A 17,419-nucleotide genomic window follows, 5' to 3' on the forward strand; every position below is an offset into this window, starting at 1 on the left:
TTCACTTAGCTTTCCTCAGTAGCGGCCAGCATGTAGCCAAAACCTCGAACCGTGCGAATGCGTGATTTTCCCACTTTATCGCGCAGGTTGTGGATGTGGACTTCCAGCGTATTGGTCGACGGCTCGTTGTCCCAGCTGTAGATGTCGTTATACAGAATCTCCCGGTGTACCGGGCTTCCCGCTTTGAGCATCAGCCGCGACAATAGCGCGTACTCTTTTGGCGTTAAGACAATTTCTTGTCCATCCATCCACACCTGGCGGCGGCCGATATTCAATGTCAGGTTGCCAATGATAATCTCACTTTCACCCTGATTGTTATGCCGACGTAACAGCGCCCGAATGCGGGCATGCAGTTCTTCCAGCGCGAACGGTTTGACCAGATAGTCATCAGCGCCGACATCCAGTCCGGTGATGCGGTCTTTCACGGTGTCGCGGGCGGTCAGGATGAGTACCGGCACGGTGTATTTTTTCTGCCTGATGCGGGTCAGAAAATGCAGGCCATCCTCATCCGGTAAACCTAAATCCAGAACGACAAGGCTGTAATGCCCCGTTTCCAGGCAATGCTCGGCGGCACGGGCCGTGGATACGCCATCGCAGGCGTAGCCTTCCGTTTGTGCGGCAAGTATCAGCCCCTGTAGTAACAGCGTATCGTCTTCAACAATCAGAATTTTCATTCGGTTAGCCTCCCCGGCAGGGTTGCAGAATATCATCTGCCGCTTGGTATTTCTGTGTTTGCACGCCCGTTAATCCCAGCAGGGTTGAGAACAGATTATCCTGTGAGAAATCTTCTGAGCTGGCCCGTTTTTGTAAACATGTCTGAGAGACCTGATAGCGTTGCTGATAATCTTCTGAGAGCCACAACAGCATCGGTACATGTTTTTGTGTGTCAGGTGCAATCGAATACGGCAGACCGTGCAAGTAGACGCCGTTTTCTCCTAAGGATTCACCGTGATCGGAAAGATAAACCAGGCTGGTGGTGAAATTGTCCTGATGCGCTTTCAGTATATTGATCGCTTTATCAACAATATAGTCAATGTACAGGATGGTATTGTCGTAGGTATTCACCAGTTGCTGCTGCGAACAGGTTTGAATTTCGTTGGTATCGCAGGTTGGGGTAAATTTCTTAAACTGTGGCGGATAACGGTTGTAATAGGTTGGACCATGGCTGCCGATGGTGTGCAGCACGATCACGCCGTCGCCCTTCAGGTTATTAATGTACTCTTCCAGCCCGTGGAACAGGACTTCATCGTAGCATTCACCGTTAATACACTGTCCTGGTAAGTTCAGCGCAGTCATATCCTGATGCGGTACGCGGTCACAGGCACCTTTACAACCGCCGTCGTTATCATTCCACAGAACGTTAATTCCCGCCCGTTGGATGATATCGAGTACGCCTTCCTGGTGGTGAGCCAGCTCTTCATCGTAATGCGCTCGTGGCATGTCGGAGAACATGCAGGGAACGGAAACGGCTGTCGCCGTACCGCAGGACGTTGTATGCGGGAAATAAACGACATCATCTTTTTCCAGCAACGGATTGGTCTGACGTGAATAACCTGACAGAGAAAAGTTGTCGCCGCGTGACGTTTCACCGAGCACCACAATAGTGAGGTTCTTACGTTTTCCTTTCACCATTTCTGGATTACGGTGTGCATCTTCGCCAATACGCACCAGCGGCAGGTTGGCCAGTCTCTGGTGTGAATACCAGGATGACGTTGCCACGATGCTGTTGGACGGGCTGAGGGACTTAACCAGCTCTTTGTTATTACGAAACAGCGATGCGTAATCTTTATAGAAGAAGGCGGCGACCAGCACGATAAGCAGTGCCGATATCAGGATATTCGCAGCGCGATACAACACGCTGCGCAGCACTGGCGTAATGGGTTTGATTCTTATCCAGCAGGCAACGATGGCGGCCAGAATGCCGCTCAGCCCCAGCGTCAGGAGCATTTGCGGCGTCATGAGGGCGAAGGTTTCAGCCGGTGTGGTATCCATCATGTTGGCGATCATCGAGCGGTCGATGATGATGCCGTAGGTCATGATGAAATACTGGGCGGATGCTCCGACCAAAATGAAAATGCACGCGACCAGGCGGTTAAGCCACAGGAAAGAGGCCAGCGTGAGCACGATATTCATGACGCTGAACGCGACAACCGGCATCGATAAGAACACCAGGATATTGCGCAGGGAATCCAGCGGAAGGTCTTGCAGTACCTGTTTGTAGAACGCGATGTTCAGGAAGGTCGCAAGATAAAATGAGATCAGCAATAGCCAGCTGATTTGCCCGAGAGTCGGTCTTTTAAACAGGAGCTTTAACATTAAGGGGGTTCCATCGACTAAGTGGAGCGGATCCTCTCAAAGTAAAATTAAGCCAACATTAAGTTCTTAATGTTAGCAGGTACTGGTGGGGTGTGTGATGCGTAGGCCCGATGCGCTTATGTCATCGGGCAACGACGCTTACAGGCATTAATTATTGTTGGTCGGGGCATCCAGAGGATACGGGTTTTTATGGATCCGGTTGTAATTGAGCGCATACAGTGCGGTGATTACCATCAACATCACGAACGACCACATCACTTCTTTGGCGCCAGAACCCACCACCGCCCAGATGCAGTAGACAAATGCCACAAAGGTCACCAGTAAGTACATCGGACGCGCTTTACCAAAGTGACCGTGGCCCAGCAGCAGCAATGCCGCGCAGGTGTACAGATATGGCACCAGGGTGAAGATAACGGAGACCGAAGAGACCAGACCAAATTCTTTTGCTGCGTTTGGCGACATGCTGCTGAACTGGAAGAGGGTCATCAGGATCCCGACGATGATTAGCCCGGCAACCGGTGTTCCCGCCTTGTTGACGCGAGCGAAAATCGGTGGGAACAGGCCGTCATCGGCTGCCGCTTTTGCGGTCTGGCCGGCCAACAGTGTCCAACCACCCAGTGAGCCAAGGCACCCAGCCGCTGCACAGAAGGAGACAATGGCCCCAGCGGTATCACCCAGTGCCATGCGTGCAGCATCACCAAACGGTGAGGCTGACACCCGCAGTGCAGCGTTAGGGATCATACCCATAATCGCCGTAGTTGAGAGAACGTAGCAGACGGCGGCAATCAGTACCCCGCCAATGGTGGCGATAGGGACGTTACGTTTCGGGTTTTTAACCACACCGGCGGCAACGGAGGCGCTTTCAACCCCAATGAACGACCATAAGGTTACGTTTAAGGTGCTTTGGATGGCGCCGAAGGTATTCATGCCGCTGACGTTCCAGGCCGCCATATAGGTTTCACCGCGGAACCAGAACCAGCCGAAGACGGCAATACCGACAATGGGCACCAGCGCCAGTACTGTCGCAACGGCCTGCACGCGAGTGATCATTTTTGGACCGACAATATTCAGCAAGACGAAAACCCACAGTACAACGACACAGGTGAGCGTCAGAACCAACGGATCTTTTAAGATAGGGAAGAAGTAGCTCAGGTAACCGACGCCAATAACGACCATGGCGATGTTACCAATCCAGCAGGCCAGCCAGTACAGCACGTTGGTCTGGTAGCCTAAAAAAGGACCGAAACAGCGGCGCGCATAAGCGTAAGAACCACCGGGACTGGAGTCTAAGGACGACATTTTGGCGTACACCATCGACAGTGCCAGCGCACCGATAATAGTGACCAACCATCCGTAGATTGCAATCCCGCCAGTTGACGCCAGGTTTGCGGGTAGCAGGAATACACCGGAACCCATAATATTCCCCGACACCATAAGGGTGACGGGGATTAAGCCCACTTTGTGAGCATCAGCATCCGTCGACATATTTTTTAACTCCTGATAAGGATAAATGACGTCACATCATACCTCTTCAGAAGACTATTTTATGATGGCGGAACAGGGGTATCGCCAATGCTGATATTATTATGGCTCATCGCTAAATGATCAAAAATCAGGCAGCGGAGGGTTCCCGATGTTGACTGACATAATGCAGTGGCGTCATTCCATAGAACTCTTTGAAGACGGAGATAAAGTATGAAGTACTGTTATATCCGCACAGCTGAGATACCTGTGAAATGTTTTTCCCGTCCATCATTAATTGATTGACGGCATAACGCATACGACACGTGGTTATTATTTGACTGTAACTTGTATTTTCATTTTTTAGCTTTTTCTTTAACAAACTGGGACTCAGGCATAAGCAACTGGCGACCATGCTTAAATTCCAGTCTTTATGAATATCGCTCTCAATGATGTGGTAAACGCTGTCGCTGATGCGATTGCGTAACATATGCATAAGTAGGGAGATAAACTTTTTGCTGTCGAGAAAACGCGATAATACGGTGAACAGTAGCGAACGGGTACGCTCATTTTCGCCTTCGTTTTGCGTTTCCATCACGCTGTGTTGAGCGGCAACCCGAAAGACATCCGGCGTCAGGCATACGGCGGTCATCACCGGATTGGCGCTACGTTGCCAGAGAGGGAACTGTGAAAGATCTTTATTTAAAAATCGTAGATAGTCTTTAATGACATCGCGACTGATATGTACGACCAGTGCGTTATTAAGTGAAGAAAAATCGATAATATTATTATCACACGCCACCAGAGCCATGTGGTTAGCTTTTAAACTGATGGCTTCTTTACCGTTAATCCTTAACCAAACATCTTTCTCCGTTAATACAACAACACAAGCTTCTTTGCTGCAAAGCCTCATACCCAAACTCCCGGAATATGAACATCAAATACCGTAACTCAGCACCTGCTGAGTAATCGCGGCTAAAAAAAATTGTATGATGAATCAAGACAAGCGATAAAATAGCGTGATTTTTAGTAATTACAATATCTGTAGGGATTCTTGGCATGTACATAATTTTTTACGCAAGTGGCAACGTACTATTTGCGTATAAAAAAAGCGCGGGGTGGTCCCGCGCAAAAGGTATGACAATGTTATTGTTTTGCAGCAATACTCAGGAATTACTCAACCATCACACGTCAACCTTATAAAAAATAGACTATCTAAAAAACGACATTAGGCTTTCACGCACATGACGTGATACACACCGTCAATAATTTCCGTTCCTTCGGTTTCATGTTCAAAGCCAGGAAAATGATGATCCCAGGATTGCAACGAACGTAGATAACTAATCTGCGGGCTGTTGGCATCGCCAAAGTTTTCCCCGGACAGCAGCATTGGAATTCCCGGTGGGTAAGGAATGACGGAGTTGGCTGCGATACGACCCGGCAGATTTTCAATCGCCACCATCTCAACGTTATCGCTGACTATCGCGTTATAGGCTTCACGCGGGGTCATTTCAGCAACAGGCAGGCCAGAGTAGGCCGCATTGAGTCGGCTACCTGGGTTATTTTCTTTCAGCCAGGCGAACATGGTGTCGCCCAGATCGTGAATACCCATATTTGCGTAAGTGTCAGGATGTTCCTCTACCAGTTCCGGCATCACCTGTGAGAGCGGAGTATTGGCATCATAGTGGTGTTTGAAAGAGCACAGTGTGTTTATCAGTGTGCCCCATTTACCACGGGTGATCCCCATTGAGAACAAGAACATAATCTGGAAATCGGTGGTACGGGTCGGTACGATGCCGTGGCGGCTAAGCCAGGCGGTAACCAGCGCCGCCGGAACACCGGTCTGTTCCAGTTCACCATCATCACCCATACCTGGCGCCAGAATACTGACTTTAATGGGGTCCAGCATGCTCCAGTTATCTGGCAGGTCTTTAAACCCATGCCAGGATTCACCGGGGCGCATTACCCAGCAGTTCTGGTCGGTCGTCAGGAGTTGGGTTGGCGCATCGGCAAAGTCATAGGTTTTTCCGGTCTGCGGATCGGTAACCACCTCTTTGTTCCACGGTTTGAAGAACCAGTCGCCCTCAGCCGTGAATTCTTTGTACAACCGTGCCATCGCCTGACGGAAATCGACGGCTTCATCGATCACTTCCTGGGTGAGCGACAGGCCACTGTTACCGTCCATCATGGAAACTGCCACGTCGTTTGATGCACAGATGGCATACAGCGGAGACGTGGTGGCGTGCATCATGTACGCCTGGTTAAAGCGGGAGAAATTAACCGCGCCACGGCCTTCACGGACGTGAATGTAAGATGCCTGAGAGAGCGCATTCAGCAACTTATGGGTCGAGTGGGTGGCAAAAACGGTGGGGCCGTTATGGTCGCCAGGTGCACCACGCATAGCGTAGTGATCGGCATAAATCGGGTTGAAACGCGCATAGCCGTACCAGGCTTCATCGAAATGAATGCGATCGCTGGTCTGGGCTAGCAGGTCTTGCGCCTCTTTTGCGTTGTAGCAGACGCCGTCATAGGTGCAGTTGGTTACAACGCTATATGACGGTTTCTGTCCGGTTTTATCTTTTGTCAGTGGGCTTTCGCTGATTTTTCTCTGCAATGTTTCGGGCTGCATTTCCTGCGGGTAGATAGGCCCGATAATGCCGTAGCGGTTGCGGCTTGGTACCATGTACACCGGTTTTGCCCCGGTAAGAATGAGCCCTTGTTCAATGGATTTATGGCAGTTACGGTCCAGCACTACCACATCGTTATCAGTCATGCATGCCTGCATGATGGTGCGGTTAGAGCCAGAAGTACCGACCACCACGGACCATGAGTGGTCAGCGCCGAAGACACGTGCGGCATATTTTTCGCTTTCACCAAACGCGCCAGTATGGTCAAGCAGTGAACCCAGTGATGCGCGTTCAATACCCATGTCGCTACGGAATAGGTTTTCACCGTAGTAGTCATGATAGAAACGACCGGCCGGCGTTTTAGTAAATCCCACGCCGCCCTGGTGACCAGGGGCTGCCCAGGAATATTCGTGAATGTCACTGTATTTCATCAGCGCGCTGAACAGCGGTGGTAACAGCTGTTGGCGGTAACGGGTCATCGCAGCAACGGCGCGCCCGGCGATAAAGTCAGCGGTATCTTCAAGAATCCAGGCGAATTCATCGACAAGCTCCAGCAGATCGCGATCCAGCGATGCGGTGGCTTTTTCCCGATCGCCCAGCAGGAAAACGGGGACGTTTTGCTGGCGTTCGTGGAGCTTGCCGATCAATTGCCTGACATTCAGGTGTTCATCTTGTTGTTCCATTTGATAGCTGAACATCAGGCAATCAATGGCTTCATTTGCCGCGAGGATGGCATAACCATCGTCGAATGAGGTGGATTTAATGACGGTAACATTTTGGCGACTTAAGGCATCTGCCAGACGCTCAACAGCGCTACCAACCCAGGTGTCCTGATGCAGAAACTCACTTTCAACAATTAATACTTTCATCATCTTTTACCCGGTAGTGGAGAGGTTGCAATTTATGGATTGCAGACACACCGTATGAATGTGACGCAGGCAAGTATTATCCTGACAAATTGGGCTGTAAAGTGGCTGATAAATGAGCGTATTTTGTTTTTATTCCTTTATAAACAAATAATTAATATTCATCGAAGGCAATTTTTCAGCATTGTTTATCGACAGGGGAATTATTTTTTTGGCTGATACTGATATTGCCGAATGGGGTGTGCTGTCAGTGGGCATGTGTTTGCGCCATCCGACGCTTATCCGGCTATCGATTGTCGATGTTGCTGGCTCAGTTTGCGGTACTGCTGTGGTGACATGCCGACAAATTTGCTGAAAGTATCGTAAAAACGACTGCTGGAGCGAAATCCGGCGGTAAGGGCGACGTCCAGAATGGTTTTATCAGTGTCGCTCAGCAATGCGCGAACGTGGTTGATACGCATCGCGGTAATGTACTGCTTCATGGTGAGTTGCATCACACGCTGGAAAATCCCCATTGCATAGTTGGGGTTGAGCTTCACGTGCTCCGCAACATCGTTGATGGTGAGTGCCTGATCGTAGTTGTCGGCAATAAAACTGAGCATTTGACTCACGTAAAACTGCGCGTGACGTGAAACGCTGTTTTTGTGCGTGCCCGCGGTTTTATTGACCAGGACGGGCTGCCAGCCGGAGAGGCTAAACCGCTTGAGCATCAGGCTAATTTCATCGATGGCAAGCTGGCGAATCTGTTCGTTCGGGCTGCTTAGCTCCTGTTGCCAGCGCTGAACTTCAAAGGTGCTCAACTGCTGAGAGGCCTGTGATTTGATGACCATGCCATGAGTGACGTGGTTGATCAGCTCACGGTCCAGCGGCCAGGAGAGAAACAGGTGCATGGGTAAATTAAAGATAGCCATGTTCTGGCAGGCGCCAGGTCGTATTAACTGGTGCGGCGTACAGGCCCAAAACAGGGTGATATGGCCCTGTTTTATCTGCACCACTTCGTTATTGATCAGGTATTCCACATCGCCGTCGAACGGTACGTTAATCTCCACCTGTCCATGCCAGTGGCTGGTGGTCATGGCGTGCGGTGCGCGTAGTTCGATATCGAGACGTTGATATTCCGAGTACAGCGACAGTGGGCTACGGGTTTGTTTCTCATCGCTGTTACACATGTGCGGATCGGGGGGAAGCGCTGAGATTGGCGGCGTGGTCATGGTAACTCCAGTTCCTGATTGTTCAGAATCATGCCATTTTTCAGCGGATAAGACTGCGAATCGGCGCGCAAATCAGGTCACCATTACCGGGTAGTGTGCTTTTTTGAACCCGTATACTCTGCTTTTCGGCAAAAATTATCCCAGAAACTCAGTTTTCGCCCGAACGAAAAGGCGAACTGAGTTTCTGGGAGTACTCGGTACAGAAGCCGGACGTTTTTCTTGCGTCCTCATGCCACCATGGCGTCATCACCCCACGTTCTGGAGAGTCATGATGTCTGCACCCAAAATTACTTTTATCGGCGCGGGATCGACGATTTTCGTGAAGAATATTCTCGGAGATGTCTTTCACCGCGATGCGCTGAAATCCGCACATATTGCTTTAATGGATATCGATGCAGCCCGCCTGGAAGAGTCGCATATTGTGGTGCGTAAGCTGATGGACTCGGCTGGCGCTTGCGGCCAGATCACTTGCTATACCGATCAAAAAACGGCATTGCAGGATGCTGATTTTGTAATAGTCGCTTTCCAGATTGGCGGTTACGAGCCGTGTACCGTGACCGATTTTTCCGTGTGCAAACGCCACGGTCTGGAACAAACGATAGCCGACACATTGGGGCCTGGTGGCATTATGCGCGCGCTGCGTACGATTCCGCATTTATGGCAGATTTGCGAGGATATGACCGACGTCTGCCCGCATGCCACCCTGCTTAATTATGTTAATCCCATGGCGATGAACACCTGGGCAATGTATGCACGCTATCCGCATATTAAACAGGTTGGGTTATGTCATTCGGTGCAGGGAACGGCGGAAGAGTTGGCGCGGGATCTGGATATTGATCCTGCTTCTTTGCGTTATCGCAGCGCCGGGATCAACCATATGGCGTTTTATCTGCAACTGGAGCGTAAAACGGCTGATGGGACCTATGTCGATCTCTATCCGGAACTGCTGGCAGCTTATGCAACAGGCCAGGTCCCGAAACCGAATATCCACGGCAATACTCGCTGCCAGAACATTGTGCGTTATGAAATGTTCAAAAAATTGGGGTATTTCATCACCGAGTCGTCGGAACACTTTGCTGAATACACGCCGTGGTTTATCAAACCGGGTCGTGAAGATCTGATTGAGCGCTATAAGATTCCGCTGGATGAATATCCGAAGCGCTGTGTAGAGCAACTGGCGAACTGGCATAAAGAGCTGGAAGAGTACAAAACGACGGCGCGCATTGATATCAAACCGTCAAGGGAATATGCCAGCACAATCATGAACGCTATCTGGACCGGAGAACCCAGCGTGGTGTATGGCAATGTTCGTAACGACAACCTGATCGATAACCTGCCGCAGGGTTGTTGTGTCGAGGTGGCTTGTTTGGTTGATGCCAATGGTATTCAGCCGACAAAAGTGGGGGCTCTCCCGTCTCATTTGGCGGCGATGATGCAAACGAATATCAATGTTCAAACCCTGCTGACGGAAGCTATTCTGACGGAGAATCGCGATCGTATTTATCACGCGGCGATGATGGATCCGCATACCGCTGCGGTATTAGGGATTGAAGAGATTTATGCGTTGGTGGATGATCTGATTGACGCGCACGGTGAGTGGTTGCCGGCCTGGTTGCATCAATAAGGTCCATCTTGCGTCTGCCGGATGAACGTTATCGACATCCGGCAGTATGTATATTTAGTTGGCGATTACCAGTCCGTAGCGACGCAGCTGTGCACAGTGAACTCGCGCCAGTACAAGCACTGTCGTTAGCGCGCCGAGCAGGGCGCAGAACATATCCGACTGGGTATCCCATGGATCGCCCTGCGTACCCAGGAAGTCATCCGCGCCTTGCCCCATCGCCAGTGCCGCCCACCATTCAATGAGCTCATAGGTGGCGCTGATTGCCAGTGCTACGCAGCAGACTAAAAACGCTAACATCTTGCGGCCGCGGACAATATTGCCGCGGACTAAAATCTCTCTTGCCGTCAGCGCTGGCACCAGTCCCTGGAAAAAATGACCCAGTTTGTCATAGGGGTTGCGACTGAGATCCAACCACGCCTGCACTTCAAAACCAATGGGGACTTTGGCATAGGTATACATGCCGCCAACCATCAAAATGATGGCATGAAAGAAGATAAGCGTGTAGAGCATGGGAGTCAGCGGGTAGCGCTTCATGGTGGCGAGCAGCAATGGCACAACAATAATGACCGGAGTCACTTCCATCAGCCAGGTCAATTTTTCGGTGGCACAGAAGCCAGTGTAGATAAGGATCAGCGCCAGCACTATAGCGCCAGTGTTCAGTATTACAGGATTCAGTGTGCGGAGCATGGCGAATTCACAAGTAATGGAAAATATTACTATTCACTGTGAACGGCAAAAATTCAACGCCAGTTAATGGGGGGATAAAGTTGGCCCGGGGGGATCACTGGGCTGGCCCCAAAAATTTGGTGTCAGTCCAGTGCCGGGCCGAATAGGTTACTTCGCGCAGTTAGCGCATTGTTTGCTCACGATTTGCTGGAAGAAATCGTTGCCTTTGTCATCGACCAGGATGAAAGCAGGGAAATCTTCAACTTCGATTTTCCAGATAGCTTCCATTCCCAGCTCTGGGTATTCCACGCATTCCAGATGCTTAATGCTCTGTTGCGCCAGTACAGCTGCCGGACCACCGATGCTACCTAAGTAGAAGCCGCCGTGTTTATGGCAGGCGTCGGTCACTTGTTGGCTGCGGTTACCTTTCGCCAGCATGATCATGCTGCCGCCATGGGACTGCAGCAGGTCAACATAGGAGTCCATACGACCCGCAGTGGTTGGACCCAAAGAACCGGACGGGTAACCTGCCGGCGTTTTCGCCGGGCCTGCGTAGTAGATCGGGTGATCTTTCACGTACTGCGGCAGACCTTCGCCGGACTCGATACGTTCTTTCAGCTTCGCGTGGGCGATGTCGCGACCCACAATGATTGTACCGCTCAGCGACAGACGGGTGGATACCGGGTACTGAGAAAGCTGGGCAAGGATCTCTTTCATCGGACGGTTAAGGTCGACTTTAACCACTTCGCCTTCGCCGGCCTGGCGCAGAGATTCCGGGATGTACTGGCCTGGATTATGTTCCAGTTTTTCGATCCAGATACCTTCGCGGTTAATCTTGGCCTTAATATTACGGTCTGCGGAGCAGGAAACGCCCATGCCTACCGGGCAGGATGCGCCGTGGCGAGGCAGTCGAATCACGCGGATGTCGTGAGCGAAATATTTCCCGCCAAACTGGGCGCCGAGGCCGAGTTTCTGGGCTTCTTCCAGCAGTTCTTGTTCCAGTTGCAGATCGCGAAATGCCTGACCGTGAGCGTTACCTTCAGTCGGCAGCGCATCATAGTAGTGTGTGCTGGCCAGTTTCACCGTTTTGAGGGTGCTTTCTGCTGACGTACCACCAATTACAAATGCGATATGGTACGGCGGGCAAGCTGCAGTCCCCAGCGTACGCATTTTCTCAACCAGGAAGTTTTTCAGTTTGCCGGGAGTCAGCAGTGCTTTCGTTTCCTGATACAGATAGGTTTTGTTGGCAGAACCGCCGCCTTTTGCCACGCACAGGAATTTATATTCGTCGCCGTCCACGCTGTACAGGTCGATTTGCGCAGGCAGGTTAGTGCCGGTATTCACTTCTTTGTACATATCCAGCGCCGCGTTTTGCGAGTAGCGCAGGTTATCTTCAATATAGGTATTAAATACGCCTCTGGAGAGCGCCGCTTCGTCGCCGCCGCCGGTCCAGACACGTTGACCTTTTTTACCCATGATAATGGCCGTGCCGGTATCCTGACAGGTTGGCAATACGCCTTTGGCGGCAATCTCGGAGTTTCTCAGGAATTGCAGCGCAACATACTTATCGTTTTCGCTGGCTTCAGGATCATGGAGTATGGAGGCGACTTGCTGTTGGTGTTCAGGGCGAAGCATGAAGGAGGCATCGTGGAAGGCTTGCTGGGCCAGTAGCGTAAGTGCTTCAGGCGCTACTTTCAGGATTGACTCGCCTTCAAACTCGCCGACGCTGACGTGATCGGATGTCAGCAGGTAGTACTCAGTTTTGTCTTCCCCCAGTGGGAAAGCCGCCTGGTAAGTGAATTCAACTTTTGACATTTGCTTCCAGCCTTTTCATTTTTATCAGGAATTTAAAAATTCTCTGCGTCTTAACGGTGGCGTGCCGCACCATAGCGGACGGCACGCGAAGTGTGATTACAGGAAACCGTACATTGCGGCGAAGACCCAACCAAAGACACAGGATACGCTTACGCCGATCAAACCAGGCAGAATGAAGCTGTGGTTGATAACGAAACGGCCAATGTGGGTGGTACCTGAACGGTCAAACTGAATAGCAGCCAGATCGCTCGGGTAGGTCGGCAGAATGTAGTAACCGTAACAAGCCGGAGCAGAAGCAACGATGTACGCTGGATCAACCCCGATAGCCAGTGCGACTGGAACGATAGCGGCCAGCGCTGCAGCCTGAGAGTTTACAAACTTGGAGACTAACAGCAGGACGATCGCATAGGCCCACGGATGTTCTTTCACCATCTCGCCCAGTACGCCCTGAATTTCAGACATATGCGCACCGAACATGGTTTCGGCCATCCAGGCAATACCGTACACCGCAACAATCGCGATCATACCTGAACGGAAGACTTCATTTTTTGAGATAGATGCGGGATTCGTTTTGGTTAAGATGATAATCAATGCGCCAGTCAGCAGCATGAACATCTGGATAACCAGGACCATTGACAGCGGTTTGCCACCAAAAGAAGGGCGCAGTTCAGATACTGCACCGAGCACGGCAACAACGGCGATGGCAGCGAGGAAGATCCACATTGCCAGCCAGTTACTTTTCGGCAGTTTTTTGTCTAACAGTGTTGCCGTGTCGCCATACACATAGTGATGGTTTTCAGGTACGGAAATAAACTTCTGGAACTCTTCGTCTTTATCCAGATCTTTACCACGGAACCAGCTGAAAATACCGATAGCCAGGATACCCAGCAGGGTAGACGGAATGGTGATGCCAAGCAGGTCGAGGAATTCGAGGTGCTTGCCTTCAAATGTCACGTTACCCAGCATCGCAACCAGCGAGACAACGGCTACAGAAACCGGACTGGCGATAATCCCCATCTGTGCACCGATAGAACTCGCCGCCATTGGGCGTTCCGGGCGAATATTGTTCTTAATGGCGACGTCATAAATGATCGGCAGAATGGTGTACACCACGTGGCCGGTACCGCACAGGATAGTCAGGGTACAGGTAACAAATGGTGCTACGATAGAAACGTATTTTGGGTTACGACGCAGCAGCTTTTCAGCAATTTGCAGCATAACGTCAAGACCGCCGGAGGCTTGCAAGGTTGCAGAAGCGGCCACCACGGCAATAATAACCAGCATTACATCAACAGGGGGTTTACCCGGCTGGAGATGGAACACGAAAACCAGAATAACCAGGCCGATACCGCCTAACAAACCCAGCGCGATACCGCCCTTTCTGGCACCATAAAACAAACATATTAATATTATGAGAAGTTGTATACTAAATAACATTTTATTTACCCTCGCGAAAAACCCAGTCAATTTTTTGAAAAATGGATCTGTGGCACATTCTTTTTTGCCGGAATAAGCATCAAAAAATGGTCAGTATTCGATATGTCCGTATTTGCGATTAATGTTTAAATGTCTGGCTAGAATGTATTTATAACTTTCTGGAAATATTTAGCTTTTTTCTATGGCATTGATCAGAGGAGAGAATCCTCAGGCGATGGGAAGTAGGGCTGGTTATGAAGCGCTGCGGCTGACGCTGTAGTTGGGCTGGCTTACACCGGTTTTCCGGGGGCTGACCGTTGGTTCTACATTGTCCGCTATTACGTAAAACACCGGTATACCAGGTGAGTGTATTCTTTATGTGATCGCGGTCACGCCATGTCATGTGGTAATGAGTCTGGCGTACGGATACGTTTATTTGCTCACAAAAATGTACGGTGTCCATAGTACGTAGCATGGTCTCCATTGCTACCAGTCTAGATTTTTATGTCTGATGAAATTCAGACTAATCCTTTAGGAGTAAAAATACACACTCTGTGAGTTAGTTAATACTTAATTAACTTTTGTTAGCGATTTTGAAATTAAAAACAGTGTGATGTTTATCAATAACAAAATAATGAATTTAACATGTTTGATACAAATATATTTGATCTAACGCAAATTCACTATTTATCTGTTTTAGCGGGACAAAAAGGGATTTTTCATTATTTTAATAATTGTTACTTTTATATAACGAATAATCCCTGGGGGAGCGTTTTATTGGCAGTATTGTTTAAGTAATGAGTAATGCTCAGCCTGAACGCGGTAGCGGTAAACCGGTCGGCCAGTAACACCATAATGGATACTGGTAAATAAGATATGACAATTGACGAGCCAGATAAGGTATTTACGGCATGAGACCCGGGAGATATTGACCTCGTTCGCCAGTTCATCCGTGGAGAATTCCTGGTCCTGGTGCTCATCAATCCACTGGCACAGCGTACGTAACGTTTGTGGTGTCAGCCCCTTGGGTAAGCGCCGCGTTTCCTGCTCGCTGGAAGAGCTACCATGAATCAGTTGGTCAAGCTCTGACTGTTCATAGTACTGATGCTTCTCCATATCCGTTTTCTTCTGCAGCCAGTTGGTTAAGGCTTCTTCAAAGCGTGAGGCCTGAAATGGTTTGATCAGATAATCAACGACACCGTAGTGGAGTGAGTCTTTAATGGTTGTCGCATCGGCGGCGGAGGAGATGACGATGACATCACATTTACAGCCTTCGCTGTGCAGAATGGGTAACAGGTCCAGACCGTTTTCTTTCTGCATATAAATATCCAGTAGAATCAGGTCAATACGATGTTCGCCATGAAAGATGATCTCTTTGGCTTTTTCGAGAGTAGAGGCCGTTCCGCAGCAATGAAAACCAGACAGCTGCGCGACATAACGGCGGTTTAACTCCGCTACCATTGCATCGTCATCGACAATTAAGACATTGATCATCTGCTGGCCCTCTCACCATTCCACGGTAACTGTACAAAAAATTGGGTGAAGACCCCAGGTTCGGATTCGACGGAAATATTGCCGCCAACGTTTTCAACCTGCTGTTTCACAAGTGCTAAACCGACGCCTCGTTCGGTTCCTTTTGACGAGACGCCCTTCTCAAAGATGTGGTCAATGCGTTCGGGGGCGATCCCCGGACCATCGTCATTCACTTCGCAATGCAACCAGCCGTGTCGATAATGTAAGGATACGCTGATCTCACCCCCCGGTTCTTGACCTAGCGCCTCCAGGGCGTTTTCAATCAAATTACCCAGCACGGTGATCAACACTGCCACCTGATCTTCATTACTATTTTCCGGCAACTGGCTTTCATTACTAATGATCAGACTATGACCTAAATCAGATGTGCGATTAATCTTACTGAGTAAAAAGCCCGCGATCACCGGTGATTTTATTTTGCCTAACAGTGAGCCAATCTCTTCCTGATAATTGTTGGCCGTCTTAATGATATAATTTTCCAACTGCTTATAACTTTTCAGGTGCAATAATCCCAGAATCACGTGTAACTTGTTCATGAATTCGTGGGATCGTTCACGAAGTGCATCGGCATAGTTAACCATACCGTCCAGACGTTGCATGAGTTTTCGGACTTCAGTCTTGTCTCTGAACGTTGAAATTGCCCCGATGATTCTGCCATTGCTGAGTACTGGAACGGTGTTGATTAAAAGCAGCCGGTCCTTCACCGTGATCTCCTCATCACGGCGTGGTGTTCCATCACGTAGCACCTGCGAAAGATCAACTACCTGAGACCAGGCATGGCTGAGTGTGGAGAGTTGGGCATCATCCTGCGACTTTCGGTAATCCAATAGCTCCTGGGCGGCCTGGTTTATTAGCGTGACCTCACCACTATCATCAACGGCAATGACCCCCTCCTTTATAGAGTGCAGCATCGCCTGGCGCTGTTCGAACAGGTTGGATATTTCATAAGGCTCCAGACCAAACAGAATGCGTTTGAGAACCTTCACCAATACCCAGGTACCTAGTAGCCCAACCAGAACGCCAAATAAGATAGACCAAAAGATACTGCCGCGGCTGTTATTGATCTGTTCGGTGACCCTGCTTAACTCGAGACCGATCGACACAACCCCAATCTGCTGGTGATGATCGTCATAAATGGGGGTGAAAACGCGTAGCGCTTTAGCCAGAAAGCCGCGATTAATGGCAACGTTCTCTTTGCCCTGTAACGCCAACAGGATATCGTCGCCTTTAAACGGTTGGCCGATACGTTGTGCTTCAGGGTGCGAATAACGAATGCTTTTCATATCCGTGACAACGATGAATAAAAAATCGTTGCGCTTATTTACCGCTTGAGCAATTGCCTGGATGCCGCTGTCCTCAGGCTTTTTCTTGAGCCCCTCGCGGATTTCAGGAGAGTTTGCCAACGTTCGCGCGACCGCAAGCGCTTTGTCTGCTAAGGCATCACGTGTCGTGTTGCTGATTTGCGAGAAGTAAATCAAATGAACGACGAGCAGCACAGAGAAGAGTACCGCGCTGACCATGAGGATCACGGTTGTGCCGAGTTTCATCGGGCGTTTGCGTATAGCCGTTCGTTGCAGAGGGTGTCTCATCGCCGTCCTGGAATCACTGTTTGTGCGGGTATTATCGCCCGATGAGGTACGTAATTCAAAGGTAGTAGGGGGATTCGGGCACTCCCGCCGCCATCCCTTCTTATATATGTAGTAGAAAATGGGCATCCGTTATTTTCTTTCTATATAGAAAAGAGGATTCAATGTTGGTTTCTTCTTTGTTCCGGGATGTGATGCAGGAAATATTGACGGCTTTGTGGATAACTCTGTGTGTAAATGGGTATAAGGCGGGGGTCTGCTGGGGATTGCAGCAGTCAGTCATTTTTCTGTCATTTAA

At 49.9% G+C, this 17,419-nt stretch carries 12 protein-coding genes; 1 reads left to right on the plus strand and 11 read right to left on the minus strand.

Annotated features, from left to right (window positions below; translation table 11 throughout):
- Positions 1-5: 5 nt before the first annotated feature.
- From pmrA to melR, 6 genes are all read right to left on the minus strand, one after another.
- The gene (gene pmrA, locus FDX24_RS12625; protein WP_048213870.1) at positions 6-674 is read right to left on the minus strand and encodes a two-component system response regulator PmrA; all 669 of its coding nucleotides are present in this window, start codon (positions 672-674) and stop codon (positions 6-8) included.
- Positions 675-678: 4 nt separating this feature from the next.
- Positions 679-2,316, minus strand: coding sequence for a phosphoethanolamine transferase EptA (gene eptA, locus FDX24_RS12630; RefSeq protein WP_115601122.1), 1,638 nt, complete (start codon positions 2,314-2,316; stop codon positions 679-681).
- A 147-nt stretch (positions 2,317-2,463) separates the two neighbouring features.
- Positions 2,464-3,801, minus strand: coding sequence for an arginine/agmatine antiporter (gene adiC, locus FDX24_RS12635; RefSeq protein ID WP_048213868.1), 1,338 nt, complete (start codon positions 3,799-3,801; stop codon positions 2,464-2,466).
- Positions 3,802-3,928: 127 nt separating this feature from the next.
- On the minus strand, positions 3,929-4,690 hold the full coding sequence (locus FDX24_RS12640; protein ID WP_048213867.1) for an AraC family transcriptional regulator: 762 nt from the start codon (positions 4,688-4,690) through the stop codon (positions 3,929-3,931).
- Positions 4,691-5,005: 315 nt separating this feature from the next.
- A complete protein-coding gene (adiA, locus tag FDX24_RS12645) occupies positions 5,006-7,273 on the minus strand; it encodes an arginine decarboxylase (protein WP_101742870.1) in 2,268 nt (755 codons plus the stop codon).
- A gap of 275 nt (positions 7,274-7,548) precedes the next feature.
- A complete protein-coding gene (gene melR, locus FDX24_RS12650) occupies positions 7,549-8,481 on the minus strand; it encodes a transcriptional regulator MelR (protein ID WP_061067057.1) in 933 nt (310 codons plus the stop codon).
- Between the two features lie 268 nt (positions 8,482-8,749).
- Here melR and FDX24_RS12655 point away from each other — a divergent pair, with 268 nt between their 5' ends.
- Positions 8,750-10,105, plus strand: coding sequence for an alpha-glucosidase/alpha-galactosidase (locus tag FDX24_RS12655; RefSeq protein WP_137364397.1), 1,356 nt, complete (start codon positions 8,750-8,752; stop codon positions 10,103-10,105).
- Between the two features lie 54 nt (positions 10,106-10,159).
- Here FDX24_RS12655 and FDX24_RS12660 read toward each other — a convergent pair whose 3' ends face one another.
- The 5 genes from FDX24_RS12660 to FDX24_RS12680 form a co-directional block, all read right to left on the minus strand.
- Complete coding sequence (locus FDX24_RS12660; RefSeq protein WP_048213863.1) at positions 10,160-10,792, minus strand: DUF2238 domain-containing protein; 633 nt, start codon at positions 10,790-10,792, stop codon at positions 10,160-10,162.
- A 147-nt stretch (positions 10,793-10,939) separates the two neighbouring features.
- A complete protein-coding gene (fumA, locus tag FDX24_RS12665) occupies positions 10,940-12,586 on the minus strand; it encodes a class I fumarate hydratase FumA (protein ID WP_061067059.1) in 1,647 nt (548 codons plus the stop codon).
- A 96-nt stretch (positions 12,587-12,682) separates the two neighbouring features.
- On the minus strand, positions 12,683-14,023 hold the full coding sequence (gene dcuB / locus FDX24_RS12670; protein ID WP_048213861.1) for an anaerobic C4-dicarboxylate transporter DcuB: 1,341 nt from the start codon (positions 14,021-14,023) through the stop codon (positions 12,683-12,685).
- Positions 14,024-14,776: 753 nt separating this feature from the next.
- Positions 14,777-15,496, minus strand: a complete 720-nt coding sequence (gene dcuR, locus FDX24_RS12675) for a two-component system response regulator DcuR (protein ID WP_048213860.1) — start codon at positions 15,494-15,496, stop codon at positions 14,777-14,779.
- Positions 15,493-17,124 carry a sensor histidine kinase gene (locus FDX24_RS12680; RefSeq protein ID WP_048213859.1) on the minus strand — a complete coding sequence of 544 codons (1,632 nt, stop codon included), beginning with the start codon at positions 17,122-17,124 and terminating at the stop codon, positions 15,493-15,495. The genes dcuR and FDX24_RS12680 overlap by 4 nt, the downstream gene beginning before the upstream one ends.
- Positions 17,125-17,419: the final 295 nt, after the last annotated feature.

Source organism: Citrobacter sp. wls716 (assembly GCF_005280975.1).
GTDB lineage: Bacteria > Pseudomonadota > Gammaproteobacteria > Enterobacterales > Enterobacteriaceae > Citrobacter > Citrobacter youngae.